The following is a 24973-nucleotide window of genomic DNA, read 5'->3' as shown; positions in this document are numbered from 1 at the left end:
CCAAATTTTGGCAGCCTCCCTTTTTTAGTATTAGTGAGTATAATTACTTACCTGAAGATGAGGTAGCGCCAGCTGGTACTTGCTGCTGCTGGCTCTTATACTTGTTGTCGAATTTCTCGTACAGGTACTTCTGCTTGTTATTAAGGTCTACATTACGTCCTTGGATAAAAGCGTATGTTACATTGTTAGTACGCATGTCCAGGAGGTCACCAGTAGATACCACTAACGTAGCATCCTTGCCTACTTCAACAGAACCAACCTGCTTATCTACACCCAGAATCTTTGCTGTATTCAAGGTAACAGAAGCCAGTGCCTGCTCCTTATCCAGCCCGTAAGCTGCGGCAGTTCCAGCTATGAAAGGCAGGTTACGGATACCGTGGATCGCCAGGTCATAATCCAGCGCAAAAGGTATACCCGCTTTGTGCAGAAGGTACGGAGTTTTGTATGGCATATCCACATCCTCCTCAGCACGCGACGGCAGGGCATGCACACCAGAGTAAATCACCGCTACATTATTTGCCTTCAGGAAGTCGGCTACAGCTACTGCATCGCGAGCACCTACTACCACTACCTCCTTCACACCATGCTTCTTTGCGAAGTTTACACCTTCTATAATCTCCTTGCCATAGTTTGCATGAATGTACAGTTTTCTGGAGCCATCGAACAGGCTAGTCATGGAGGCCAGCTTCAGGTTCTCGTTGTCATGCTTGCCAGATTTATACACAGCCGCATCACGGAACAGCTTCTCCAGCTCCTGGATTGTTTTTTCACGCTCACCTGCCATACGCTTCAGGCGCTCATCCACTTGGCTGTTACCGGTTTCTATCAGCATGTTAGGCCAGTTCAGGTGCATACCTTCATCGGCTTTCACAATAGCATCTTCCCAGTTCCAGGCATCCAACTGCACAATAGACGAAGTACCAGAAATAGTACCGCCGATCGGCGTTAACTGCGTCATGAGTACACCGTTGGCACGTACAGTAGGAATAATGTCTGAATCAGTATTGTAAGCGATTACCGAGCGTACGTTCGGGTTCATCTCCCCTACTTCACGCCAGTCAATAGTAGCACGAACACTTTCCACCTCGTTCAGACCAAGGGCTGCATTCGGCTGAATCAGTCCTGGATAGATGTGCTGGCCAGTTACGTCAATCACTTCATAGCCGCTCAGGTTGGCACCGTTCTGCGGACCAGCATACGTGATCTTCCCGTTATCGAAACCTACGGCAGCATTTTCTACCACCTGTCCGTTGCCTACGTGCAGCGTAGCACCCTTCAGCAACATTGGCTTGCTTTGCTTAGCTGCCGGAGCAGGAACCTGCGCCAGAGCAGGCACTGTAAATAACAGCGCCACTAAAGCAGAAATATATCTTTTATGAATTTTCATGTTCTTAAATTTTGATATGACCACAGATAAAGTCATGTGTCTTTTGTCTTATATCCTGTGTCTCAAAAATTAGTATGCAAAGTATGACTCCTCTTCGCTGTGCTCTACCTCCTCGCAGTGCATCACACGAGCTTTCTTGTTGCTTGGGGCCTGCGTTTTAGCACCACCAGCCTTCTCGTTTAGCATTTTCTGCACCAGGCGCATACGCTCTTTTTCCAGGTCCTCACGCATCTGCTCGTCGCGCTCCAGGTCGTAGTAAGCAACACCGTCTACAAAAGTCTTCAGTGGCTTAGCATAGATAGAAAGCGGATGCTCGTTCCAAAGCACAATATCAGCGTCTTTACCAGCTTTCAGGCTACCCATTCTATCGTCGAGGTGCAGAAGCTTAGCAGGATTCAGAGTAACCATTTTCAGGGCGTCTTCCTCGCTCATGCCTGTGTACTTCACACTCTTGGCTGCTTCCTGGTTCAGACGGCGGGCCATCTCGGCGTCGTCAGAGTTAATAGCTGTTACAATACCCAATTGGTTCATGATGCCTGCATTGTGCGGAATGGCATCTTTTACCTCCATCTTATAAGCCCACCAGTCAGCGAAGGTAGAGCCACCTACACCATGCTCTTTCATCTTGTCAGCTACTTTATAACCTTCCAGGATGTGTGTAAAAGTGTTTACTTTGAAGCCCATCTCATCGGCTACGTTCATCAGCATGTTGATCTCTGACTGCACGTAAGAGTGGCATGTGATAAAGCGCTTCTCATTCAGGATCTCTACCAGCGCCTCCAACTCCAGGTCACGACGAGGGGCTGAGGTTTTGGCTTTCTCACGCTTGCTCAGCTTATTGTAGCTGTTCCAGGCCTGCTCATACTCTTTGGCACGGGTAAAGGCATCTACATACACCTGCTCCACACCCATTCTCGACTGCGGGAATCGGATGGTTTGTGTGCTGCCCCAGTTCGACTGCTTCACATTTTCGCCCAAAGCGAACTTGATATAGCCATCGGCGTTCTCTACCAGCATTTCGTCGGCACTCTTACCCCAACGTAGCTTCACGATGGCAGACTGGCCACCAATTGGGTTGGCAGAACCGTGCAGCAACTGCGATGTGGTAACGCCACCTGCCAGCTGACGGTAAATATTGATATCCTCCGGGTTCACCACATCGGCCATACGCACCTCTGAGGTAACAGACTGTGTACCCTCGTTCACGCCATCAAGCGCAATATGCGAGTGCTCATCAATAATACCTGGCGTAACGTGCTTGCCTGTACCATTAATCACTTTAGCGCCAGATTCACTAAGGTTCTTGCCAACTTTGGCAATTTTGCCATTTTTGATCAGTACATCAGCGTTCTCCAGCTTACCTTCTTTCTCGTTTGTCCAGACAGTGGCATTCTTAATCAGTAGTGTCTCTTGTTTTGGCAGCTCTGGCTGGCCAAAAGCACGGAACGGATAAATCATGCTGCCAACAGCTACATCAGCAGCTTGCTTTGCACGATCTTTTTTCTCCTGCTCCGTCATGGCTTCTGAGTAGGCGGCTATCCACTTTACAGAAGAAGCATTTGGCAACTGGCCTTCACCCTGAAGGTTTTTGCCGGCTACCCAACCGCTCAGGCGGATGCTTTCTTTACTGTCTTTGCTCTCTGAAAAATAGATGGTAACAAGATTTCCTTTAATGCTGATGTTACCTTTTACCGTGTCCTGAGCGATTACTTTCAACTCTGGCTTTTCAGCCGAACCAGCGATCAGGAACTTGCGGCCTGTATCATTACCTAGCTTTAAAGTATAAACGCCACGGAAATCGGCTGGCACGTCAGATATTTTAAACTGCTCACCCTGCACCCAGTTCTCCAGGATTACACCATCCTCAGAGAAGAGGTTATCAGTAGTGATGATGAAGTTAGCCAGCATGCCTTTGTTCAGGCTACCAACTAGGTTCTCCGCATTCAGGAGTTTAGCTGGCGTGGCAGTCACGGCTTTCAGAGCTTCTTCCTCGCTCAGGCCATACTGAACCGCTTTGCGCAGGTTTGGCAGGAAATTTTTCTTATCCTTCAGGTCGTGTGCTGTGAAAGCAATGGTAACACCGGCTTTCTGCAGAAGGGCAGCGTTAGCAGGAGCCATCTCCCAATGCTTCATGTCTTCCAACGATACACGGCGCGCATCAAACGGATCTTCTACATTATAAGCATTTGGGAAATCAAGCGACAGAATGATAGGGGCATTCGTAGCCTTGATCTGCGGCAACATTTGGTACTCGTCGCCGGCTCCTTTCATGATATACTGCTTACCGAACTCATCCCCCACTTTATCAGCGCGAAGTATGTTCAGCTTGTTATCAGCTTCAAAAATTTGCGGGTAATTATTCGCCTGCGAAAATGCCTTCAGAGAGATATTCTGCTCTTTTGCCGCATTTTGTGCGTTCCACTGCGCATCCAGGTAAGTCTGGCGCAACAAAGCTACAGAGCCCATCAACGAGTTCGGGTAGTCTTGCTTCGAAGAACCTTTATCGAACGACAGACCAGCGGCAGCTTTATCTTTAAGAATTACTTCGTTCTCGCGCTTTTCAGCCAAAGTTACCAAGGCAGCTGTACCACGTGCAATACCATCGCGGTGCACAGCCAGTACAGTACCAAAGCCCTGCTTGCGCAGCTCTTCGGCCTGCTTGCTATCTACCTTGAACAGCTCTACCGCATTAGTTTCCGGGCGAATGGCTTCGTTCCAGTTATAGGCACCCTGCTTCGTTGACTCCATTTGCGGAGCAGCACGCCAGTTTCTGCGCTCTGCCTTTACTTCTGGCAGGCCATAACTGGAGTACATATCTACCAAACCCGGATAGATGTGTTTGCCTTTAGCATCCATCACTACGGCTCCGGCTGGCACTTTTACATTAGTACCTACAGCTTCTACTTTGCCGTTACGGATAACAAGGGTGGCGTTGGAGATAGTTGTTTTGTAATCTGTATGGACAGTGGCATTGGTAAAGGCCACCAGTCCGGCGCGTTCGTCGTACACGCCGTTGCGCGGAAAAGTCTCCTGCGCCATTACACCACCTGCACTAAAAGCAAGGCAGGCTGCAATGGTTAAGATTTTCTTCATTTGGTAGAATTGGGTAATAGTATAAGGATTAGATAGTTTTGGATATCAAGTTAAGCATCAAGAAGATAAAATACTACTACCTGTAAGGGCTCCACAGTATTTTATCTTCTTGCTTTGACTGAGTCAGGTATAGATAGTTTAATTTGCTTAGGAGAATTTTGATACCAGGAGGAATTGTAACTGTCTATACTTTCATGGCTTCAGGGTTTTACAACTTGAGGAAAGTTGTTCTTATTAGATGCTCTTCATACTTGGCCTTACAACTGCTGTTGTTTCAGCTTTGGCTTTGGTCCCCTACAGGCCGGGAGGCCTCGTCTTGGGGATAAGGGCATCGTGCTGTGTTCCCTCCTGCGCCAGGGCGCTCAACTCAAAGAATGGAATCAGGTCGATAGCCAGTGCCATTGCTCCCCCTTTGAAGGCAAGGGGATGTTTATCGTTCCCGAGAATTCCCCTCTTGAGAGGGGTTAGGGGCAATGCCGTCAACTTAAGGTGCTTATAAGACATTTCTTTTGGTGATGCTGAATTTGTAATGAAGCTTTCTGGCTCTGGGGAAGCTTCTGCCGGGTTTGACGGCCTCTTTCCTTTTTTTGATTTTTTCCAGGAGCCTGTCATATACTTGCTCCAGAGGCTCTTTGCCCAGCAGCAGTACTGCCAGGTTGTCTTTGACCAGCCCCAGGGCCACGGCCCTGTTGACTTTGTAGCGGTGCTTGTTATGTTTTTGGGCCTGCTCCGTGTCCACTTCCTCTTGGGCATCTGCCATGAGCAGCGCGCTCAGGTTTACACTCAGCATGTGGGCCTCGAAATCCTGCCTGATCCCCAGTGCCGTTTAAGCGGAAAAGTTCTCCAGCTGCAGCGCATTCTTCTGAAAGCCGGTCCCCGTCTCCACTCCCCAGCGCTTGTGGTGGAGGGCCCCTAAGCAGGAGGCATCCAGCTTCTCCAGGCTGGTGAGCAGGAATTGCGTCTCCCCGCTTTTAAGCGCCACCTTCACGCACCGCACCCACAGCCTGGGCTGCCCGGCGGAAAGGAAGCCCAGCAGCTTTTCGCTCCTGAAGCGGCCGCCGCGCGCCGGCTCCCGGGCATGCTCTTGCCCTTGTTTTCGGCCAGGCCGAATTCGGCGGCAAGGGCCGGGCTCTCGGGCAGCTGCAGCGTGGAGGCGTCCACGGCCAGCGTCAGGTAGCCCTGTCATTTTCTGCACTCCCCGTCGGCGTAGAACTGCTCCACCAGCCGCTGGCGCAGGGCGGTGAAAGCCTCGGCCCTGAGCTTGCGGCGGCACTGGGAGAAAGCCTGTTTGCTGCAGTCGCGGCCAATCCCCAGAAAGCGCTCCACAAGGCGGCTCACCTCCACGCTCAGGCTCCTGCTCATCAAATTGATCTGGCTCACCACCAGCCCCACGAAGGCGGGCACGCGGTGGCGCGTGAAATCCTGCTCCCGTTGGCGGTAGACGCGCTTAGAATCGTCACTGCTTATAACTTTTTGAAGATCCTTCAAAATTGCCAAATTCTTTTTTTAACACTATCATAAATACTTAAGTCTTTCCTTTACAATACGTAATTCCCTAAGTTGACAGCATTGGGGGTTAGGGGTGGGTTAACCGGACTCCAAATCCTACAGCACTAAGGCTGTACTTCCCGAAAACAAAACCGGCCGCTGCATTCTGTGCAGCGGCCGGTCCTTATGTATAAACTTATGCTTATTCTTCTAGTATGCTCTGCCGGATTTATTTTCCACAAAATTCATAAACGCTCTGTTTACAACGCCTGTACCACCTGGTGTTGGGTAGTTACCCGTAAAGTACCAGTCGCCTTTATGGTTTGGGCAAGCCTCGTGCAGGTCTTCGATAGTCTGATAGATTACCTGTACCTCTGCATTTACCTCAGGAGCCTTCACGATTTCGGCTACTTTATCAGCTAATTCATAGTGCGTGAACAGATCATAAAGCTCCTGCACAAAGTTGGTTTCTTTGAAGGCAGGTGTACCAGCCGCTGCAAGACACTTATTGTAGGTTTCCTGCATCTTATCAACCTGACCTGTATCTTTCAACAGTCCAAGAAGTGCTCTAAAGGCTACGAATTCCTTCATTCTGGACATATCTATACCATAGCAATCTGGGTAGCGGATCTGCGGAGCACAGGAAACAATGATAATCTTCTTAGGCTCCAGTTTATCCAGCATTTTAATGATGCTCTTCTCCAGCGTTGTACCTCGTACAATTGAGTCATCCAGCACTACCAGCGTATCCACACCTTTCTTCACAACTTCATAAGTAGTATCATAAACGTGTGTTACTAAGTCATCGCGGCTATCATTGTCAGTAATGAAAGTCCTCAGCTTGGCATCTTTGATAACCAGTTTCTCAGCACGTGGCTTAAACTGCAGAATCTCATCCAGCTGCTCTTCTGTCAGGTCCTGATTCAGGATAGCTTTTTTGCGGTAATCGCGCAGGTAGTTCTCTATACCCTTCATCATACCCAGCCAAGATGTCTCGGCTGTGTTCGGAATGTAGGAGAACACTGTATTCTTAAGGTCATAATCGATAGCCTCCAGAATCTGGGGGCACAGACGCTTACCCATGTTCTTGCGCTCTTCGTAGATCTCCGGATCGTTACCGCGGGAGAAGTAGATGCGCTCGAAGCTGCATGATAGTTTTTCGCGCGGCTCTGTTACTTCCAGCAGCTCAGGATTGCCGGCTTTGTCTATGATCAAAGCATGTCCTGGAGTGATCTCTTTAATATCACTGTACTCAATACCAAAAGCAGTTTTAATAGCTGGCTTCTCTGAGGCAATTACTACCACCTCATCATCGATGTAGTAGTAAGCAGGGCGGATACCGTTAGGATCGCGCACCACGAAAGAAGCACCGAAACCAGTAAGACCTGCCATAGCATAGCCACCGTCAAAATCTCTGGCAGCACGCCTAAGCACACGCTGCATGTCCAGGTTCTGCTCTATCAGCTGCGTGATTTCTTTGTTAGTATAGTCTCCTTTCTTGTAGTAGTCAAACAGCCTCTGGTTCTCCTCGTCCAGAAAGTGGCCGATCTTCTCGAGTACCGTAATTGTGTCTGACTTATGTTTAGGGTGCTGCCCCAGATCCAGCAGTTTGTTGAACTGCTCGTCTACGTTGGTCATGTTGAAGTTACCGGCTACGGCAAGGCTTCGGCTGCGCCAGTTGTTCTCACGCACCATTGGGTGGCAGTTATCCACGCTGTTTAAGCCATGGGTTCCGTAACGCAGGTGGCCCAGGTATACATCGCCCAGGAAAGGCATATTCTCCCAAACCCACTCTACATCCTCAGATCTCTCCGGATACTCTTCCTTCAGCTTTTGATACTCCTTTCCTACCTTACCAAAGATGCTATCAATGGCACGGGTTTTAACGGAACGGAAACGGCTGATGTAATCAATACCAGGCAGAGCATTGATTTTGATGCTGGCAACCCCCGCACCATCCTGGCCACGGTTGTGCTGCTTCTGCATGAGCAGGTACAGCTTATTAACGCCATACATCGGTGTGCCGTACTTTTCGGCGTAGTAGCTAATTGGTTTTCTGAGCCTGATTAAGGCGATACCACATTCGTGCTTGATTGCGTCGCTCATGAGTGCTTTTAAAGTGTCTGCGCCAGTAATTGTTCTATCCAGTGCAGCAGCAGGTCGGGCTTAAAGAACAGGACCAGCAGCGGCAGGGCGAACAGTGCCAGCAGCAGTTTATTCGACGGTGAAATAACTAAATTTTCCTGAGATTGATTCCTTTTAAAGAAAAGGTAGTATGGTATCTTGATATAGTAAAATAGCGCCACGCCAGTTAACAGAATACCCACCATCAACAGCACTAGCAGTATATTGTTTCCGCTCAGGGTATATGCCTCCCAAACATTACTAAAAATCAGCAGCTTGCCCATAAAACCGGCTAATGGCGGCAGGCCTGTAAGGGAGAGTAAATACAGAATGGACACCACACCGAAGTATGGCTGCAAACGGCCCAAGCCAGAAAAATCCTCAAGCGTCTGTACCCCGAACCGTTCCTCGGCCACCTGTAAAAGCAGGAAAATACCGAAGTTCATGAACAGCAGCACCGTGAGGTAGAAAAGTACGCCAGAAGTATAGTTGGTACCAAAAGCCAGCAGAGCCGCCAGCAAAAAGCCTGCATGCGACACTGAGGAATAAGCCAACAGCCTCCGAGGCGACCTCTGCCACAGTGCCGTAAAGTTACCAATAGCCAGCGTAGCGATAGCTGCTACCCCAAGCAGCAACTGCACATCCGCAAAAGAATCAGCATCGGCAAAATTGTTTACAAAGCGAAGAATCACCAGTATACCGGCCATTTTAGGTCCGGTAGAGAAGAGTGCCACCACTGGCAGCGGAGCTCCTTGGTATACATCAGGTGCCCAAAAGTGAAAAGGTGCTGCAGATATTTTGAAGAAAAACCCAGCCAGCACCAGTATAGTTGCCACGGTTACAAGCAAAGCATCGGCCTGTAGTAATCCCAAAGCAAAGGCTTCGGAAGTATACACCAGCGTACCGGTAAGCCCATAAAAGAAAGACATGCCATACAGCATTACTCCCGCCGATAGCGCCCCGTAAAGCACATACTTCAAACCAGCCTCTACAGCTCGTTTTTCTTTCTTAAAGGTAAGGGTAAGGATGTAAGAGGCAATTGAAACCGTTTCGATAGCCAGGAACACCATCAGCAGGTTAGTTGACTTAGCCATCAGGTTAAGCCCCAATACCAGCACTACCACCAGTGCGTAGAACTCGCCTCTGCCCTCTTCTAGCTTCTCAAGATTTTTGAGCTGCAGCGACATAAACACTGTAAAGATACCTGCAGCACTAAAAAGTATACCGCCGTACCGGGCCAGACCATCAGAAATCAGCAGGTTCAGAAAAGGCTCGTCGCCCGAAGTATAGCCACCCAGTATTTGCAACACCAGTACCCAGAACAGCCCGGTCAAGGCTATCCAAGGAAGCAGGCGCTTTACTCTGTGCTGCCTGAAAAGGTCGAGCGTAACAAGCAGCAGGAAGAAGAAGGCCAGCAGCAGCTCCGGCAGAAGTGTACCTGCGCCGGCTACGATAGCATTCAGTTGCTCTGCTAAGTATACTGCCTGTTCGTTCACTTACCTTAGCGTTGATAAAATTAAACCTAATTGCTCCTGCCCACGCTGCAGTACCAGCTCAGTAAAGCCGGTAACCGTGAAGCCTATCTTGTCGAGGAGCAGGTGCGGAAAAATACCGAATATCAGGGCTAGCACAGCCAGCGGCACCAGCATCAGGTACTCTCTTTTGGTGAGGTCAGTAATAAGGGCTTTCTCACGAAGCTCTGGGAAGATCCAGAACTTGCCAAAGAACATGCGTTGCAGCGCCCATAGGTAGTATGCCGCAGCCAGTAAAAGCCCGAACACCGCCACCACCGTTAGCCAACGCGGCAGTAAGCCAGTAGCCTCAGGTGCACCAAAGCCTCCTACTAACACCAACAGTTCTGAAATAAAACCAGAGAACCCAGGTAAGCCTAGTGAGGCAAAGAAAGCAATCACCACAAAGGTTGTGTACACCGGCATAACATTAGCCAGACCTCTGAAGTTATGAATCATGCGGTTATGCGTGCGATCATAGATAACGCCCACCACCAGGAAGAGCATGGCAGAGATAATACCGTGGCTGAACATCATATAGATGGCACCGTTCACTCCTTCATTTGTTAACGAAGCCAGGCCCAACAGAACAAAGCCCATATGCGACACTGAAGAATAGGCGATCAGCTTTTTCAGATCTTTCATGGCCAGTGCATTCAATGCGCCATAAATGATTGACAGAACGCCTAAGCCTCCTACCAGTACAGCAAAGTATGTTCCGGCATCCGGGAAAACAGGATAAACAATACGGATTAAACCATAGCCACCTACTTTCAGAAGTACAGCAGCCAAGAGCACAGAGATAGGTGTTGGAGCCTCCACGTGTGCATCAGGCAACCAGGTATGCACTGGCACCGACGGCACTTTGATGGCAAAACCAGCAAACAGCAACAAGAAAGCAACAAAGCGCAGCGGCAGTTCCCACAGAGTTGAACCGGAAAGCACATGCAGCAGACTTTTCGGAATAAAGTTTGCCGGCTCCATCATGGCCGGAATACTGAAAGTACGCACCAGATTATAGTTGCTGATCTGGTTGTACTGCAGCATCTCCTGCACCTTCGCTAATACATCAGCACCTGCCACTGTTCCCTGCTTCACCAGCCCCATTTGCACTGCTGTTGCCTGCGGATCAATTACAGAAGTATACAGCCCAATCATTACCAGCAAGATGAAGAGCGAGCCTACTAAGGTATAGATGAAGAATTTGATTGAGGCATACTCACGCTTCGGTCCTCCCCAGATACCGATCAGGAAGTACATCGGCAGGAGCATAAACTCGAAGAAGAGGTAAAACAGGAAGAAGTCGAGCGCCAGAAAACAGCCCATCACACTTGTCATGAGCAGCAGGTAGAGGAGAAAATAGCCCTTCACATTTTTAGTGATGTTCCAGGAGGAGATTACTCCGATCACCCCGACAAGACCTGTAAGCAACACCATGCTAATGCTGACGCCATCCACACCCACAAAGTAGTCAATTTGGAAACGCCCCAAGCTGCCAAGCGAAAAGCCAATCCAGTTTACCTGCTCCACAAACTGATACCCCTGTTGCCCATTAGAGAGCACAGTGCCGTCAAAGCCTAGGTATAAAAGTATGGCCAGCCCCATCTGCACCAGCGTTCCCAGCAACGTTACTGTCTTTATCGGCTTCTGGAAGCGGACAGGCAATGCGAGCACAACAAGTGCCGCAAGCAAGGGTACAAAAATAAGACTACTAAGTATAAAATTCATGTTTATGAGACAATACAATTGAAGTTGGACCTATGCAACTTCGGCTTTCTTTAACCTGATTCTTTTGGCTCTTCGCCAACCTTTCACCTCGCCGGATAGCCTTTCCTTTTCTCCTTAATGAGAAAAGGAAGCAAAAGAATCAAGACAATTTTGAGCTTGCTGGACGTTCAAACAAAAAATTACCGTTGAGTACTTAGCTGATCTTGTTACAGTTAAAAGATGTTTACTCAATGCTACAAACCCTTAGATCTGCCAGCCTTCTCATCCAGTAAATCCAGATTGCGAAATTAACATCAAAACAGGATGATATATAGCATTAGCAAAATAAATCCGAACAAAGAGTAGGCGTAGTAACTCTGCACCTTTCCGTTCTGCAGGCCACGCCCCAGTCGTCCTACAACTTTAGACAAGGCTCCAACCAGCCACACCAGCCCATCTACCACCCAGCGATCAAACCAGGCAACTATTTTTGCAAGTATCACCAGCGTTTTGCTTCCATTGTTCAGGACATAGTCAATCACACACTTATCGGTGCGATAAAGAGTATGAGCCAGTACCATTGTTGGCCGCACAAACGCCTTGTCGTAAAATTCATTAAGCCGGAAATGCTGTTGCGATAGCTGCGCCAACTTATTTTGCGGTTCCTCTTGCTGCAATTGCGCAGCAGTTTTGTGCCGATACTTTAGAATAGCAAAGCTAACACCTGCCACGCCTAATAGCGTCGAAAGCACTCCAAACACCAGGTGCAACGTATGGTTTTTCGCATCTTGCACTTGTACAGCCTGTAACAGCTCATCAGCAAGGATGTAAGAAGTTGACAACTTATTTAGGCTGATGCCCTGCATAAGCCAGCTGCTCCCGAAGCTTAAAGGATTAAGCGAAAAGAAAATTCCCAATGAAAGTATCGCCAGCAGAACAACCGGAAACAACATGATGCGCTCTACCTCTTGCCCCGAACCAACTCGAAGATCCTGCACACTAAAGGAAGCTCTAAATTCCCCGAAGAAGATAAACCACATGTGTCGTGCCATGTAGAAAGCAGTTAGTAGCACTACCGTAAACCCTATTATCGGCACCACGAAGTATAAACTGTTACCGTTGGTACTCATGGTCTGCGCCCAGGCCCAACTGCCTGAAAGTATAGCATCTTTTGAGAGGAAGCCGGAGAATAATGGAAGCCCAACCAATGCAGCTGTGGCGATCAGGTAAGTATAAAACGTGAGCGGCATGGCCTTTCGCAGCCCACCCATGTTGCGTATATCTTGTGCATCTAGGTGCAAGTGATGGTGGTGCAGCCCCCGGTGCATGGCATGAATGATAATACCAGAGTTGAGGAACAGCGCCGCCTTAAAGAAAGCATGCGTAGACAGGTGAAACAGGGCTGCATCGTGTGCGCCTGTACCCATGCCCATAACCATGTATCCTAGTTGAGAGATGGTTGAGAAAGCTAGTATAGCCTTGATATCATGTTGCGTGAGTGCCACCAGTGCACCTATCAAAGCGGTAATGGCTCCTATTATAGCAATTACGATTAAAGCCTCCGGTGTAAAAAACGCATAGCACCGCGCTACCAGGTACAGGCCAGCCGCTACCATAGTAGCAGCGTGTATGAGCGCCGAAACAGGCGTAGGCCCCTGCATAGCATCTGGTAGCCACACTTGTAGCGGAAACTGCGCTGATTTACCCACACAGCCCAGAAAGAGCCCCAGCCCCGCCACTGTCAGGAAAATAGGCCCTAGTTCAACCATCCACTCCTGATTATGCAAGGCATACGTGGTGATAAAACTCCCGCCCTGCCAGTTGCCACTGCCAATCAGCGCCCGCAGCGCCTCCAGGTCGAAAGTTCGAAAGTAGGTATAGAAGGCAAACAGGCCCAGCAACAGCCCAATATCGCCAATACGATTTACTAGAAACGCCTTTTTATTGGCTGCTACTGCTGCAGGCTTATGAAACCAGAAGCCTATAAGCAGGTAAGAGGACAGTCCCACCAACTCCCAGAACATAAACAGGAGCAGCAGGTTGTCTACCAGCACAATTCCCAGCATACTAAAAGTAAACAGGCCCAGGAAGGAAAAATAACGGCTATAGCCTTTGTCGCCGTGCATGTAGCCCACCGAAAACAGCTGCACCAGCAGTGAGATGAAGGTAACAATGACCAGCATCAGCACAGTGAGGTTATCAATAAGAATACCAGCGGTAAAATCTATGAGTGAACTGCCAGGCAGGCTAAACCAGGTAGAGCGGCTGTGGAAAGTAGCAGTGTTCCAAGTCTGTGAATACAGCCATCCGGACAAGATAAGTGCAATCGTTGTGAGTCCAATGCCCAGCCAGTCGCCCTGGCGCGGCAAGCGCTTGCCTAAAGGAAACAATACCAGAAAGCCCACCAATGGCAGCAACAGCACAACTAATGCCATTGAAGTTTCGGGAGTGGTTGCCAAAGGCTTTATAAGTTCGGATAGCTCCAACGTATACTTTCGGTTTTATTTCTGGAATGCGTGGCTGCGCCAGCTAACAGCGGGCAAAGTTACATACTTTGGTGTAAAGTAATAAGGATAGTTAATATGGAATAGTATAAGCTTGGAGCTACTGTTCCTTTGTCACTACCTCACTCAGGTTAGCCGTTTTAAAGTACTGGTAAACCCGCAGCACTATGGCCAAGGCCACGGCAGCCTCAGCGGCAGCGACCAAAATCACGAACAAGGAGAACATCTGCCCCTGCAACAGCTGCGGATCATGCCGGCTAAAAGCTACCAGGTTAAGGTTCGCGGCGTTAAAGATCAGCTCAATACCCATCAGCACTACTACCGCATGGCGCTTGGATATAACAGCCAATATGCCGATACTGAACAGCACGGCGCTCAAGAGCAGAATATGTTCTAAAGGAATATTCATACTTATGCTTTCTGTTTGTCGGTGGCAATATAGGCAGCTCCCATCAGGGCAACCAGCAGTAGCAGCGACGCCAGTTCAAAGGGCACCACTACATCTGTCATCAGCTTGATGCCTATACTTTGCACGGTACTTTTTTGCTCTCCCAGTACATCTACCTGCATTGTCTGCAGCCACGGCAGAGAGTTGATGTTGGCTTTAAGAATAGTGTAGCTTAATCCTACGAGTATAAGGCCAGCCACCAGTGTGCCCCATACTTTGTTTACACTCTCCGACAGCACCGACTTATCGTGCACACGGCTGCTGAGCATAATACCGAACAGTATCAGCACCAGCACTCCCCCCACATATACCATTAATTGTGTTACGGCGATAAAGTCTGCAAACAGCAGCACGTAAATGCCAGCTATACTTAACAGCGTGATCAGCAGCGAAAAACCTGCGTACAGCAGGTTACGCGTCAGCACCACATATGCTGCGGAAAGTATGGCTAGTATGGCGAAGATGTAGAAAAGCATGTATTTACTTTTTTTGTACGGCCTTTTTATCAATAAGTACCTTATCCCCTATTCTATAGAAAATCGTGTCGCCTTTCTGAATGCCCAGAAGCGTATCGCCCGAAATGGTGACTGTATCCACATCTTTTGGCTGCGACATAAGTGGCTCGGCACGTCCCTCTTCCACATGCATCAAGTAGCCTACGCACAATCCTAAACCAACCAGGTTAATCAGTAAAGGAAAGAGATCGGAAAGGCTTTGAGCACTATTAATAAAGCGGAACAGCTCAAACAGCAGCCAAACCATACCTGCGCCAAAGAAGGCGGCAAGTATGTATTGGTCACTTGTGTTAGCTTCCGGCGCACTCCAACCGTGATTGAGCGAAAACTGAAGAAAGACTGCTCCCAGTGCGTAGAATATGACTACCTGCAGGTCTCCGATAGATGGCTTCATTCTTTTCAGCTTAAGCTTTACTTCTGGCACTTAAGATGACACCTACTACTCCTGCCAAAGATAACGCCAGCCCTCCAATGAAGAGAACGGTAGAAATCGGGTGCCCAAGCAAAGTGCTGTAGCCATACCCCAAGAAAAACCACCCCAGGGCCACAACTAGCAATGAAAGTATAATCTTTGCTGCCTGCATCACTATTGATTGCTTTTCCGCGCTGCCAGAGCCGCTGCCTTGGCTGCCGCTATCTCCTCCTGCTGTTTCGCAAACAGTTGCTTCTTCTCCTCAGCCTGCTCCGGCGTAAGGTTAGTGAAGTGGTACACCATGTTCTTGATATTAACCTCTGAAAAGTCGTATACCGGCGTCATGGTGAGGCAGTCGGTGGGGCAAACAGTGGTGCAGAGGCCACAGTAGCAGCACTTGGCTAAGTCGATATCGAAAGTTGGAGCGTACAAGCGCTTCTTCGTGCCGTCAGAAGTTACTCCTATATCCTCTGTGGCCTTCACAGAGTCAATCGTGATGCAGTTCACAGGGCAGATCTTGGCGCAAAGGTCGCAGACAATGCAATCGTCTATCTCGTTGTGCAAACGATAGCGGCCATTGTCAGGCACCGGAATAGATTCGTACGGATACTTAAGCGTAGCCATACCATCAGGCTGCTTAAAGTAATTTTCGTCCGACACATAATCGGGTGTACGTCGGTTTCGGGCATTCTTAAAATGCTTCCAGGTTAGGCTCAGCCCGCTTAGCAGCGATTTCACCACATACCCGAAACCATTATGTTGTTTTATAGCTTTGTTCACTTCATTCAAATTAAAATTCAGAAAGTTAGAAGGTTAGAAAGTTGCTGATTATCACTATCACTTTTAAACTTTCTAATTCTTTAACTTCCTAACTACTATCAGATCATCAACAAACGCCAGATGCCTGCAATCAGTACAACCCCCAGCGCAACTGGTGTAAGCACTTTCCAGCACAGGTGCATCAGTTGGTCTACACGCAGGCGCGGATAAGTCCAGCGAAGCTGCAGTTGCAGAAACAGAAGCACAAACGTCTTGCTCAGCAACCAAAAAACACCCCAAAGTATACCAGACAGTTCACCGGGAATACCAGTTGACCAATAGGCTAAGCTAACAGGGCCAATGTTAGGAAGTGGCGTATTCCAGCTACCCAAAAACAGTATAACCGCCACCAGGCACACCAGCACCATCATACTATACTCTGCCAAAAACAGCACGGCAAACCGGAAGCCTGAGTACTCCACGTGGAAACCTGCCACCAGTTCTGACTCCGCCTCCGGAATATCAAATGGAGCACGGTTACTTTCAGCCAGCGACGCAATAAAGTAAATCACGAAGCTAACCAGCAATATAGGTGCCCGGAAAATATTCCAGGTGGTGATGCCACCGACAGTCGTAGTATTTATACCTAGTGCTTCGATGCCGAACAACCAGTTCATGTCGTATTCCATTCCCGGAAATTGGTTCATCAAGGCTCCCTGTTGGTAGCTTATCTCCTGGAAGTCCAGCGACTGGCAAATCATTACAGCCGAAAGTATAGCCAGGCCAGCCGGAATCTCATAGGAAACAATTTGTGCAACTGAGCGCATCGCACCCAGCATAGCATACTTATTATTTGAGCCCCAGCCTGCCATTAGCAAACCTATCACATCCAGTGATACTATTGCTAGCAGGTAAAACACACCGATACCAATGCCTGCCGGTATCAGATCCGGAGTGAAAGGTATCACCGCAAAACCAGCAAACACAGCAGCAAAAATGAGAATCGGGGCCAGCTTAAACAGTTTTTTATCAGCAGCAGCCGGCACAATGTCCTCTTTTTGCAGCAACTTCAGCACGTCGGCTACAGCCTGCAGTGAACCTTGTGGCCCCGCTTCGGTAGGTCCCATACGGTCCTGCATAAAAGCGGCCACTTTGCGCTCGGCATAAGCCAGCACAACCACCACTCCAAGCAGAGCTCCTAAGGTCAGCAGAAAAGCAAGCATAAGCGTTTTGTCTTTATCCCTGCAAAGGTAAGGGTTAATTTGGAGAATTGGAGAAGTAGCGCCTTAATCAGGACCTGGAGGAGGGAGCAGAGTAGTAGACGAGTCGCCTGCGGGTCTTGCTCACGTGAAGGCGTCAAGAAAAAAAGTAGCCCCGCACCTTTTTACTGAAATGCGGGACTACAAAGTATACTTTATCTCCTTCTACTTTGCCTGCCCTTCGTTATCTCTTACCCCGAACTTATAAACAGTAGTAGACTCATAAGTTTCACCAGGCTCGAGTATGGTAGACGGAAAGTCTGGCTGGTTTGGAGAGTCAGGAAAGTGCTGAGTTTCCAAAGCGAAGCCGTAGTGCTTTTTATAGACTTTATTACCGCTGCCTGTTAAGGTTCCATCCAGAAAGTTGCCGGAATAGAATTGCATGCCTGGCTCTGTGGTATGCACTTCCATTACTCTGCCGCTGGTTAGCTCATATACAGTGGCAGCCTTTTTCAAGGTCCCGTTCTCGCCATTAAGCACGTAGTTGTGGTCGTAGCCTCCGCCTTCAACCTGGTTCACCCGTGCCCCTATTGACTGCGGCTCTCTGAAGTCCATCACGGTACCTTCTACCGGACGTAGCTCTCCCGTAGGAATAAGCGATGCATTCACAACAGTATACTTGTCTGCATTGATCGTAAGCACATGATCCAGCGCATCGTTAGCCTTACCTGCAGCCAGGTTAAAATAACTGTGGTTAGTCAGGTTTACCGGAGTAGCCTTGTCGGTAGTAGCTTTATAGTCTATTTTGATCTCGTTGTTATCGGTAAGGGTGTAAGTTACCTGCGTGGACAAAGTACCTGGATAACCCTCCTCTCCATCCGGACTTACATAAGTAAAGCGGATAGCATTCTGGTCTGGTAACGGCTCAGCATCCCAAATAACTTTATCAAAACCCTTATTGCCACCATGAAGGTGGTTTTCATCATTGTTTGTAGCTAGTTTATACTCCTGCCCATTCAGGGTAAACCGGCCTTTGGCAATTCTGTTCCCGAACCGGCCTATTGTAGCACCAAAATAAGGCCAACTCTTCAGGTACTCCGGGCTCTGGTAACCAGCCAGACTGTCAAAGCCTAGTGCCACATTGCCCATCTCCCCATTTTTATCAGGAGTGAGCACAGCAGTAACGGTAGCACCAAAATCAGTAATTTTCACCTGCATGCCCTGCTGGTTGGCTAAAGTATAAAGGGTAGTCTCTTGTCCGTCTTTTGTTGTGCCGAAGGGTTCTTGCTTAATTTTCATTCTATCTTGTTCTTCTGATGTGGCTGTTGCCTGAGTGTTTGCCTCGCTATCTTTTTGGCCGGAGCAGCCAGTAATACCTGTTGCACCAATGCAGCCCACCAGAGCAAGCAACAGCAACGCCTTATTCGATTTTCCTTTTTTCATATCAAAGTTAATACATTAAAGTACAGCCCTATTTCTTTTAAATATATAATTTTACTTTGACTGTTGAAAGTGCTGAGTAGCGTGCAACATTAACTGCCAAGGCGACACTAAAATCTCGGTGAGCGGAAGCTCTTAAAATGGTTCAGCTCCGGCCGCAGCACTGGTGTTAAGCTGCAGCCGGAGCTGAATGCATACCTCTGGAATCTGTCTTTGTTACTAATCAACTGGACTTCAGAAGAAAGTTACTCCTCAAAATATTAGGCTTTACTCCACCAGGTGCGGTACAAATTGAGACAAGTTTGTGATAATTCCCTTCTCACGCCTGAAACCAATAGCACAGCCTTCTCCTGCCCAAAACACCCCAGCCTGGTATTGGTAGCCTTTATTATCTTCGGGTAAGTCGCACCAACGTTGGTATACCTGCTGCTGATTGTCATAATCCCCCGGCACCTTTGTCACGCGCACCCGGTCTACCACTTCCACACTCTGCCCTTCGCGGCCAAAGTAAGGTTTCCGGATATATTTCCCGTTGATGGGCGTAAGGTCTGTTTCGAGCAACAGTGGGTGGTACGGGTAAGCTTTCCAAAGCCAGGCCAGCATACCTTTGCTCTGGAAAAGTAAAGTATAAGCCGGATTGGCAATGACTACATTGCGGGTGGCGGCCAGCTGTGTCAGGCTCTCACATAGCTCCGGCTCGTCCCAGGCTATTTGCTCCCAAGGGAGTAACTTAAACAGGAAAGGGAACTGCCGCCACTGCTCTGCTTCTACCTGTGCCCAAACGCCTCGTTCAACCCCTTCGGTAGAAACATTGATGTCTTCGGCAGCACAGATATGTGGATCAAAGCCTGCTTCAGTAGCTGCCTGGGCTACAACGGCGCAGTTCGTTTCGTCTTCGGCGCTTCCTCCCATGTAGGTAAGCAACAGGGCTGGTGCTAAATCAGGGTTTAACATACGCCAGGTTTTCAGCTGCTCTACTAATGCTTCATACAGACCTGAGTACTGTTTAGCATTGTTTTTACCGGCTGCAGCCAGACTTGCCCACTGCACCACAGCTGTTTCAGGTATAGAAGTGGCTGTGTCAGCATTAAATTCCAGCAACTTAGGTCCCTCCGGTGTCTGCACCAGGTCGAAACGGCCATACAGGTGCCAGTGTCGTTCATCGTTCCACGAGTGCCGCACCAGCTCCCACAGGTTTTGGGGTATGCCTAACACATTCAGAAATTCATCCGGCAGTTCATCCGGAATGGCGTTCACCATCATTTCATACAGTGTATCAGCTGCCTCCAACAGGGCATCAGCCTCCTGCTCAGGAAGTACTATCGCCTCGCCAGGCACATAGTTAGCACAGCCGTCTTCTACGCACCACTCCCAGCCCAGGCCACGCACAGCCGTTTCTACGTCGCCGGAGTGCGGCTCCAAGCGAATTAAGTTATTGTTCTGCATTAAATCTCTCTGAAATTAAGCACCTGCTCCACCACTACGGCCTCTGAAAAAGCCACTACGCCCAGAGCGTGGCGCTGTACTCTGCTGGCGGTAGGTCTGCACATTCTGGCGCCAGGCGGCAGTATTGTTCATCAGGTTAGGATTGGCATAGTATCCTGGGCGTGGTGCTGTAGTACGGCCAGCCATAAACCCAAGCGCACTCCACCAAAGCACACTACTCATACCAAATCCGCCTTGTTGGTATACTTGCTGGTTATTAGCCAATGCCTGCATCTGGTTCTGCAGCTCCAGCCCCTGCAGCGTATCTACGCGGCCATCGTTATACTTCAGGATAGCCATGCTCTGGCCGGGTGCGGTAGTACGCTCATCGGTAATTTTCCATTCGTCAGGAGCCTCCTCAGTTAACTCTGTTATTACACCATCTGGCACCGCTACTTCTTCTCCTGTATTCCATTCCTCGTTCTGGTTGTTGGAGCCGCAACTGGTTAGGCCCATGCAGGCGGCGGCAGCTACAATGAAGGCATTGCGCTTCAGGTCTCCTATGGTCAGATATTTCTTCTTCATCGGGATTAGTCTTGATTAGCTTAAAGATACCCTTTTTACGCGGAAGCCTCTTCAATTGGTGGAATTTATACTTCATAGAAGTCAAGCCTATCTAGCCTTTCATCCCGGATAATATCCTATTACACAAATAGTTACTTACATTTAAGTAAGAACTCAGGCTAAACTACCAGGACAAAAAGATCGGCTCATCTCCTATCTTAACCAAAGAATCGGTGGGAAGTAAGACTTAACTTTCCAACTCCTGCTACTCCCACAGCGGATAGTGCTCCAGTTGAACTTTACGCTTAAAGAAGATGCGTGTACTCTCTTCAAAAGAGCGGGTAAAGTCAGAAACGTAAAAGGTATGGTCACCTTTAGGGCTATCAGAGGCGAGGTTATGCTGCTCCAGGTACTCTTTCACGTGCTGAGCTACAATTTGGCTGGCATCAAGTACATCCACTTTGCCTTCATAATACTTTTCTATTTGCTTCTTGATAAGCGGATAGTGTGTACAGCCAAGTATAAGTGCTTCTGTGCCCTGCAGGTGCTGGTCAGACAGGTAAGCGTTGATAACGCTTTCAGAGATGGATTCGTTGAAAAAGCCTTCCTCTATCATGGCAGCCAACAAAGGTGTTGCCAGAGACTTCAACTCAATGTTTCTGTCCAGTTCGTCTACCTTCTTGCGGTATACATTGGAATTTACCGTTTGCTTAGTGCCAATCAGGCCTATCGTTTTGTTTGGATAAGTTCGGCCAATGTACTGCACAATAGGATCTATCACATTTAGCACCTTTGCTTTACTCCCTACATACTCCTTTACCAACTCATAAGCCGCCGCCGAAGCCGAATTGCATGCAATCAATATAACCTTACACTGCTGCCGAATCAGCAGGTCGCAGATCTTTACTGCATAAGCTTGAATAGCTGCTGTAGATTTGTCGCCGTAAGGCAGGTGAGCAGTGTCGCCAAAATAAACTAGTCGCTCGTTTGGAAGCACATTTATAATTGCCTGGGCTACAGTAAGTCCACCAATCCCACTGTCAAAAATTCCGATAGGTCTGTCTTTCTTTTCCTGCATCATAATGAGCGAAATTAACTAAAAGCCCAATTCAGAAGCTGTTCACCCTGAAATTAAGTTCGTTCACAATATTTTGTAACCTTTTTGAATCTACCCTTTCAACAAAAAGTTATATTAGCAAATAATAATTTTACATACAGAACAGGAGTAAATAAAAATATTCCTACACATTTGCTAATAAATAATAAAAAGTTATTTTTATAGCAGTACCGCTCCACACTTAGCGCTCTAAAAAAACGCTAACCTTGTTTCAAGGTGTATCTCCAGAGTACCAGGGAAAGAATCAACTGACAGGAACTACCATCGCCACGCAGGACCTAAAACCCTTACGCACATGCAAACTACCTTCGCTCTTCCAAATGCTCCTACGGTAAAACGCTCTGCCCTTTATGGCACGCTGTCGGCCCGTCTTGTGTCTTTCCTGGTGGATACTACCCTAATCGTCTTTTCCTACACTTTCCTGTTGTACGGACTGAGCGCTGTTCCTGAACACCTGCAGACCTGGGATAAAATGGCAGTAGACGGTATCAATCTGTGGGAGTTAGTTGAGGTTGGAAAAGCAATATTCCTGAACCCGTACTTCCCTATTATCCATTGGGCCTATTACACATTGCTGGAGTCTTCGCAGAAGCAGGCTACAATTGGCAAGTTTACGCTGGGCCTTCGGGTAACGGATCTGCGCGGTAAGCCAATTACATTTGTGCAGGCCAATTTACGTTACTTCTGCAAGCTTTTATCGCTTGTGCCACTTGGGTTGGGTTTCTTACTGATGGTGAACTCCCGCCGCAGCCAGATGTTGCACGATTATTTTGCACGTGCTCTTGTTGTTAACGAGTAACCGTTCACTTAAAAATTGCATTATTTTTCATACTAATCCTTCCAACATCGTATAAAGCAGTATGAACTAATTACGAAAGGAGGATTAATATGAGATTTATTCCAACCCGATTCCACGGGATATTAGACTATGTAGTAGGACTTATTTTAATAGCTGCCCCATGGCTGTTTGGCTTTTCTGATTCAGGCTGGGCAACCTGGACTATAGTTGCAGCTGGTCTTGCTACCTTGTTAATGACAGTGATGACCGACTTTGAGGTAGGTCTTGTTCACAAGATCCCGATGCAGACACACCTGATGATTGACTTTGGTATGGGTGTGATCCTGGCACTGTCGCCATGGATGTTTAACTTTGCTGACCGCGTGTTTATGCCGCATCTGATCGGTGGTATATTTGCCATTTTATCATCGCTTACTACACACCGCAGACCAAGCGAAACATACGTATCACGTCATGCAACACATGACATTCGTCACTAAAACAAACTTTAAAAGCTACAGGAAGGCTGGCCCCGCAAGGTCAGCCTTTTTTTATACTTGAAGGTTTGTAGCTGCGCCATTATCTTTTGTGTCAGCACATCGCTAACTTTGCAGTATGAATTATTTATCAGCAGAAAACATTTCAAAAAGCTTCGGCGACCGCTGGCTTTTCAAGAACCTGAACTTTGGTATCAGCCAGGGGCAGCGCGTGGTGTTGGTGGGCGTAAACGGCTCCGGCAAAACCACCCTGCTTAACGTTTTGGCGGGCAAGTTACCGCCTGATGAAGGCAGCGTGAGCGTGCGTAAAGAAGTCAGCATTGGCTACCTGGGGCAAAACCCGGAGTTCGATGAGGAGCTGACTGTGCAGCAAACGATCTTTGCTATGCAGAACGAGACGTTGGAACTGATCAAGGAATATGAGGCAGCTATCGCCAACCCAAATACCAGTGCAGACAAGATGCAGCAACTGATGGTGCGCATGGACGAGCTGCAGGCCTGGGACTTTGAGGTGAAGGTGAAGCAGATTCTCTCCAAGCTAGGCATCAACAACCTGGATGTGCAGATCAAAAGCCTTTCGGGAGGGCAGCGCAAGCGAGTAGCCATGGCCCGTGTGCTGATTGAGGAGCCGGACATGCTTATACTTGATGAGCCCACTAACCACCTGGACCTGGACACCATAGAGTGGCTGGAGGGAATGCTGAGCACGCAGAACACTACCCTGCTGATGGTAACTCACGACCGTTACTTCCTGGACAAAGTGGCCAATGAGATTGCTGAGCTCGACAACGGTGAGATTTATACTTACAAAGGTAATTACAGCTACTTTCTAGAGAAGAAGGCAGAACGGGAAATGTCTGCCGCTGCCGAAACCGAGAAGGCCCGTAACCTGATGCGCAAGGAGCTGGATTGGATACGTCGCCAGCCAAAGGCACGAGGCACGAAGGCCAAGTATAGAGTAGATGCTTTTGAGGAGCTAAAGGAGAAGGCAGCTAAGAAAACAGCAGCTCCACAGCTGGAACTGTCAGTGAAGACTACCCGACAGGGCGGAAAAATCATAGAAGTTGACCATATCTCTAAATCCTTTGGGGAGAAGAAGATTGTGGACGACTTTAGCTACATCTTTAAAAAGAAAGATCGCATAGGTATAGTTGGCCCTAACGGAGCAGGCAAATCGACCTTCCTGAACATGCTTACGGGCAAGCTGCAGCCAGATGCAGGCGTGATAGAAGCCGGGCAAACAACCGTTTTTGGTTACTACACACAGGACGAGCTGGAGTATAAAGAAGACCAGCGCGTAATCGATATTGTGAAGGAAATTGCTGAAGTAGTTGAAATGGCCAACGGCGAGGTAATTACGGCAAGCCAGTTTCTGCAGCACTTCCAGTTTGCGCCGCCACAGCAGTATACTTTTGTAAGCAAACTGAGCGGTGGAGAAAAGCGTCGCCTGCAGTTGCTGCGCGTGCTTATCAAGAATCCGAACTTCCTGATTCTCGACGAGCCAACCAACGACCTGGACATTATCACGTTGAACATCTTGGAGGATTTCCTCCTCAACTTTGGAGGCTGCCTGATCATCGTGAGCCACGACCGTTACTTTATGGACCGGCTGGTAGAGCACCTGTTCGTGTTCGAAGGCAATGGCAAAATCCGCAACTTCCCGGGCAACTATACTGACTACCGCGAGTGGCAGAAAGAGCAGGAAAAGGTACTGCAGGAAGAAGCTAAAACAGCTATACCTGCCCCAGTAGCCCCTAAAAAGCAGGAACAGCCCGAGAACAAACGTAAGGCAACTTACAACGAGAAGAAAGAGTATGAGCGCCTGGAGCAGGAGATAGAGCAGTTAGAGAGTCGCAAAGCTGAGATTATTGAGTCGATGAACAGCGGCAGCGTGACCGAGCACGAGGCACTGCATGCGCTGGCTTCTGAGCTCGAAATTATAAACGAGCAGCTGGAGGAGAAAGAGTTTCGCTGGCTGGAGCTGGCAGAGATAATGTAGTCTTAT

The 24973-nt window shown here is 48.5% G+C and carries 23 protein-coding genes; 3 read left to right on the top strand and 20 right to left on the bottom strand.

The features are described 5' to 3' along the window. Positions 1 to 43: 43 nt before the first annotated feature. The 20 genes from PKOR_RS11515 to murI all read right to left on the bottom strand — a co-directional run bounded on the left by PKOR_RS11515 (position 44) and on the right by murI (position 21654). Positions 44 to 1387 carry an amidohydrolase family protein gene (locus PKOR_RS11515; RefSeq protein WP_046310888.1) on the bottom strand — a complete coding sequence of 448 codons (1344 nt, stop codon included), beginning with the start codon at positions 1385 to 1387 and terminating at the stop codon, positions 44 to 46. A gap of 69 nt (positions 1388 to 1456) precedes the next feature. Next, positions 1457 to 4480: an amidohydrolase family protein gene (locus PKOR_RS11510; protein WP_046310886.1), complete on the bottom strand. Its 3024-nt coding sequence runs from the start codon at positions 4478 to 4480 to the stop codon at positions 1457 to 1459. Positions 4481 to 4774: 294 nt separating this feature from the next. After that, positions 4775 to 4963 (bottom strand): hypothetical protein, encoded by a 189-nt coding sequence (locus PKOR_RS11505; protein WP_148561673.1) that lies wholly within the window; start codon positions 4961 to 4963, stop codon positions 4775 to 4777. 10 nt (positions 4964 to 4973) lie between these two features. Next, positions 4974 to 5240, bottom strand: coding sequence for a hypothetical protein (locus tag PKOR_RS11500; protein ID WP_148561672.1), 267 nt, complete (start codon positions 5238 to 5240; stop codon positions 4974 to 4976). A gap of 66 nt (positions 5241 to 5306) precedes the next feature. Continuing rightward, entirely contained in the window at positions 5307 to 5666 is a 360-nt protein-coding gene (locus PKOR_RS11495; protein ID WP_046310881.1) for a hypothetical protein, read from the bottom strand. Continuing rightward, positions 5663 to 5977, bottom strand: a complete 315-nt coding sequence (locus PKOR_RS11490; protein ID WP_046310880.1) for a hypothetical protein — start codon at positions 5975 to 5977, stop codon at positions 5663 to 5665. The genes PKOR_RS11495 and PKOR_RS11490 overlap by 4 nt, the downstream gene beginning before the upstream one ends. 201 nt (positions 5978 to 6178) lie before the next feature. Next, positions 6179 to 8074, bottom strand: coding sequence for an amidophosphoribosyltransferase (locus tag PKOR_RS11485; RefSeq protein WP_046310878.1), 1896 nt, complete (start codon positions 8072 to 8074; stop codon positions 6179 to 6181). Positions 8075 to 8082: 8 nt separating this feature from the next. Beyond that, positions 8083 to 9588, bottom strand: coding sequence for an NADH-quinone oxidoreductase subunit N (locus tag PKOR_RS11480; RefSeq protein ID WP_046310877.1), 1506 nt, complete (start codon positions 9586 to 9588; stop codon positions 8083 to 8085). Beyond that, positions 9589 to 11331 carry a complex I subunit 4 family protein gene (locus PKOR_RS11475; protein WP_046310876.1) on the bottom strand — a complete coding sequence of 581 codons (1743 nt, stop codon included), beginning with the start codon at positions 11329 to 11331 and terminating at the stop codon, positions 9589 to 9591. A gap of 293 nt (positions 11332 to 11624) precedes the next feature. Then, positions 11625 to 13745 carry an NADH-quinone oxidoreductase subunit L gene (gene nuoL / locus PKOR_RS11470; RefSeq protein ID WP_046310874.1) on the bottom strand — a complete coding sequence of 707 codons (2121 nt, stop codon included), beginning with the start codon at positions 13743 to 13745 and terminating at the stop codon, positions 11625 to 11627. Positions 13746 to 13914: 169 nt separating this feature from the next. Beyond that, positions 13915 to 14223, bottom strand: coding sequence for an NADH-quinone oxidoreductase subunit NuoK (gene nuoK, locus PKOR_RS11465; protein WP_046310873.1), 309 nt, complete (start codon positions 14221 to 14223; stop codon positions 13915 to 13917). Between the two features lie 2 nt (positions 14224 to 14225). Beyond that, on the bottom strand, positions 14226 to 14738 hold the full coding sequence (locus PKOR_RS11460; protein ID WP_046310872.1) for an NADH-quinone oxidoreductase subunit J family protein: 513 nt from the start codon (positions 14736 to 14738) through the stop codon (positions 14226 to 14228). 4 nt (positions 14739 to 14742) lie between these two features. Continuing rightward, a complete protein-coding gene (locus tag PKOR_RS11455) occupies positions 14743 to 15171 on the bottom strand; it encodes a hypothetical protein (RefSeq protein ID WP_046310870.1) in 429 nt (142 codons plus the stop codon). A gap of 10 nt (positions 15172 to 15181) precedes the next feature. Then, the gene (locus PKOR_RS11450; protein ID WP_046310868.1) at positions 15182 to 15361 is read right to left on the bottom strand and encodes a hypothetical protein; all 180 of its coding nucleotides are present in this window, start codon (positions 15359 to 15361) and stop codon (positions 15182 to 15184) included. A gap of 2 nt (positions 15362 to 15363) precedes the next feature. Continuing rightward, complete coding sequence (locus PKOR_RS11445) at positions 15364 to 15969, bottom strand: NuoI/complex I 23 kDa subunit family protein (RefSeq protein WP_052739114.1); 606 nt, start codon at positions 15967 to 15969, stop codon at positions 15364 to 15366. A 98-nt stretch (positions 15970 to 16067) separates the two neighbouring features. Then, on the bottom strand, positions 16068 to 17171 hold the full coding sequence (locus PKOR_RS11440) for a complex I subunit 1/NuoH family protein (protein WP_046310867.1): 1104 nt from the start codon (positions 17169 to 17171) through the stop codon (positions 16068 to 16070). Positions 17172 to 17372: 201 nt separating this feature from the next. Continuing rightward, positions 17373 to 18590: an aldose epimerase family protein gene (locus PKOR_RS11435; protein WP_046310865.1), complete on the bottom strand. Its 1218-nt coding sequence runs from the start codon at positions 18588 to 18590 to the stop codon at positions 17373 to 17375. A gap of 264 nt (positions 18591 to 18854) precedes the next feature. Then, complete coding sequence (locus PKOR_RS11430) at positions 18855 to 20033, bottom strand: glutathionylspermidine synthase family protein (RefSeq protein ID WP_046310864.1); 1179 nt, start codon at positions 20031 to 20033, stop codon at positions 18855 to 18857. Positions 20034 to 20048: 15 nt separating this feature from the next. After that, entirely contained in the window at positions 20049 to 20597 is a 549-nt protein-coding gene (locus PKOR_RS11425) for a Cj0371 family chemotaxis-regulating polar lipoprotein (RefSeq protein WP_046310862.1), read from the bottom strand. A gap of 244 nt (positions 20598 to 20841) precedes the next feature. Further along, a complete protein-coding gene (gene murI / locus PKOR_RS11420; RefSeq protein ID WP_046314391.1) occupies positions 20842 to 21654 on the bottom strand; it encodes a glutamate racemase in 813 nt (270 codons plus the stop codon). A 334-nt stretch (positions 21655 to 21988) separates the two neighbouring features. Here murI and PKOR_RS11415 point away from each other — a divergent pair, with 334 nt between their 5' ends. The 3 genes from PKOR_RS11415 to PKOR_RS11405 all read left to right on the top strand — a co-directional run bounded on the left by PKOR_RS11415 (position 21989) and on the right by PKOR_RS11405 (position 24967). Beyond that, positions 21989 to 22492: an RDD family protein gene (locus PKOR_RS11415; RefSeq protein WP_046310861.1), complete on the top strand. Its 504-nt coding sequence runs from the start codon at positions 21989 to 21991 to the stop codon at positions 22490 to 22492. A gap of 89 nt (positions 22493 to 22581) precedes the next feature. Beyond that, the gene (locus tag PKOR_RS11410) at positions 22582 to 22971 is read left to right on the top strand and encodes an SPW repeat protein (RefSeq protein WP_046310859.1); all 390 of its coding nucleotides are present in this window, start codon (positions 22582 to 22584) and stop codon (positions 22969 to 22971) included. Between the two features lie 115 nt (positions 22972 to 23086). Next, positions 23087 to 24967 carry an ABC-F family ATP-binding cassette domain-containing protein gene (locus PKOR_RS11405; protein WP_046310857.1) on the top strand — a complete coding sequence of 627 codons (1881 nt, stop codon included), beginning with the start codon at positions 23087 to 23089 and terminating at the stop codon, positions 24965 to 24967. Positions 24968 to 24973: the final 6 nt, after the last annotated feature.

The sequence above is a fragment of the Pontibacter korlensis genome, assembly GCF_000973725.1.
GTDB lineage: Bacteria > Bacteroidota > Bacteroidia > Cytophagales > Hymenobacteraceae > Pontibacter > Pontibacter korlensis.
This window is presented reverse-complemented; position numbering and strand designations above follow the sequence as displayed.

Coding starts and splice junctions, on each gene's coding strand:
- PKOR_RS11450 (WP_046310868.1), bottom strand. CDS start 15,361: ATGCAGGCAGCAAAGATTATACTTTCATTGCTAGTTGTGGCCCTGGGG.
- PKOR_RS11405 (WP_046310857.1), top strand. CDS start 23,087: ATGAATTATTTATCAGCAGAAAACATTTCAAAAAGCTTCGGCGACCGC.
- PKOR_RS11485 (WP_046310878.1), bottom strand. CDS start 8,074: ATGAGCGACGCAATCAAGCACGAATGTGGTATCGCCTTAATCAGGCTC.
- PKOR_RS11430 (WP_046310864.1), bottom strand. CDS start 20,033: ATGCAGAACAATAACTTAATTCGCTTGGAGCCGCACTCCGGCGACGTA.
- PKOR_RS11435 (WP_046310865.1), bottom strand. CDS start 18,590: ATGAAAAAAGGAAAATCGAATAAGGCGTTGCTGTTGCTTGCTCTGGTG.
- PKOR_RS11475 (WP_046310876.1), bottom strand. CDS start 11,331: ATGAATTTTATACTTAGTAGTCTTATTTTTGTACCCTTGCTTGCGGCA.
- PKOR_RS11460 (WP_046310872.1), bottom strand. CDS start 14,738: ATGCTTTTCTACATCTTCGCCATACTAGCCATACTTTCCGCAGCATAT.
- nuoL (WP_046310874.1), bottom strand. CDS start 13,745: ATGGCATTAGTTGTGCTGTTGCTGCCATTGGTGGGCTTTCTGGTATTG.
- PKOR_RS11455 (WP_046310870.1), bottom strand. CDS start 15,171: ATGAAGCCATCTATCGGAGACCTGCAGGTAGTCATATTCTACGCACTG.
- nuoK (WP_046310873.1), bottom strand. CDS start 14,223: ATGAATATTCCTTTAGAACATATTCTGCTCTTGAGCGCCGTGCTGTTC.
- PKOR_RS11510 (WP_046310886.1), bottom strand. CDS start 4,480: ATGAAGAAAATCTTAACCATTGCAGCCTGCCTTGCTTTTAGTGCAGGT.
- PKOR_RS11500 (WP_148561672.1), bottom strand. CDS start 5,240: ATGGCAGATGCCCAAGAGGAAGTGGACACGGAGCAGGCCCAAAAACAT.
- PKOR_RS11495 (WP_046310881.1), bottom strand. CDS start 5,666: ATGACAGGGCTACCTGACGCTGGCCGTGGACGCCTCCACGCTGCAGCT.
- PKOR_RS11415 (WP_046310861.1), top strand. CDS start 21,989: ATGCAAACTACCTTCGCTCTTCCAAATGCTCCTACGGTAAAACGCTCT.
- PKOR_RS11410 (WP_046310859.1), top strand. CDS start 22,582: ATGAGATTTATTCCAACCCGATTCCACGGGATATTAGACTATGTAGTA.
- PKOR_RS11425 (WP_046310862.1), bottom strand. CDS start 20,597: ATGAAGAAGAAATATCTGACCATAGGAGACCTGAAGCGCAATGCCTTC.
- PKOR_RS11515 (WP_046310888.1), bottom strand. CDS start 1,387: ATGAAAATTCATAAAAGATATATTTCTGCTTTAGTGGCGCTGTTATTT.
- murI (WP_046314391.1), bottom strand. CDS start 21,654: ATGCAGGAAAAGAAAGACAGACCTATCGGAATTTTTGACAGTGGGATT.
- PKOR_RS11440 (WP_046310867.1), bottom strand. CDS start 17,171: ATGCTTGCTTTTCTGCTGACCTTAGGAGCTCTGCTTGGAGTGGTGGTT.